Consider the following 967-nt stretch of genomic DNA (forward strand, 5'->3'; position numbering starts at 1 on the left):
CGTTAGTAAATCTTTTAAAATATTGTGAACCTATTCCAACAAAGTTATTCCATAAAATTTTGAGCCTTCAAAGCTCTAAAAATTTTACGGAAATAACTTTGATAAACACTTTTCAATTATTGCTTTTGACTCCACTCTTTGAAAGATTTAGCTGTCCTTGGATTTTTGTTAAAAAACTGATTTACATTTTCTAATTGATTTATTAATTGCCCCTTTTCTTTTTCTAAACGCTCATACTCCGATTTCTCAATAGTATTCTTAACAGCTAAATACATTGAAAAACCTGTTGTTAAAAGTAAAAAGATGTTCAATACAATCAAGTAGAATAACCTCTTTGAGCTAACAGCCTTGTGAACCTTCAAAAGCTCCTCATTATTTTTTGTTATCTCTCGATGAAATTGATCGAAGTCATTCTGTAAGCGTTGTCTTTGTTCTTTTTCTATCTGTCGAAGTTCAGCAACATTTACTGTTACTTTGATGTTACTTAATTCTTTGATGGTATCTAAATGAGTTTTTTTACTTTGTTTTATCGTGTGTTCTAATTGTATGACTTGCTGAAGTAATAGTTCTGTCATATCAGTGAGTTTAGGTTGGTTCTTTGCCATTGTTTATCTTTTTAGTGCTCTTCGTTTACGTTTTTTTTGTTCATCATCTTCATCGTTACCACTAAGTTGAAAAGCAGATAACAAACTAAATAAAACAGACACATCTGTTTTCCAATTCTGCATTTGTGGTTCGATTGCTTCTTGCTTAGTTAATAGTTTTTCTACTTCATTCTTTGACTCTGTGCTTGCTGTATTTTTAAATAAATCATTCAACTTCATATTTCGGTCAACTTCACTTGCTTTTAGGTTTGTATTAGTTGGTAAATGAATAAAGCGATATCCTTGAATATTCCCCTGTTTATTAATAGTTGGTTTAACCTCAATATCTTTTTCAAGCATTAATCGAATGTATTGTTGTAAAT

General features: G+C 30.1%; 1 protein-coding gene and 1 pseudogene. Both read right to left on the reverse strand.

Translation table 11 applies throughout. The features are described from left to right. Window positions 1-116: 116 nt before the first annotated feature. A complete protein-coding gene (locus H4K33_RS16335) occupies window positions 117-575 on the reverse strand; it encodes a hypothetical protein (protein WP_220485350.1) in 459 nt (152 codons plus the stop codon). 33 nt (window positions 576-608) lie between these two features. Continuing rightward, window positions 609-967 (reverse strand): annotated as a pseudogene (locus tag H4K33_RS16340) (mobilization protein); the annotation flags it as partial.

The sequence above is a fragment of the Myroides sp. WP-1 genome (assembly GCF_014145635.1).
GTDB lineage: Bacteria > Bacteroidota > Bacteroidia > Flavobacteriales > Flavobacteriaceae > Flavobacterium.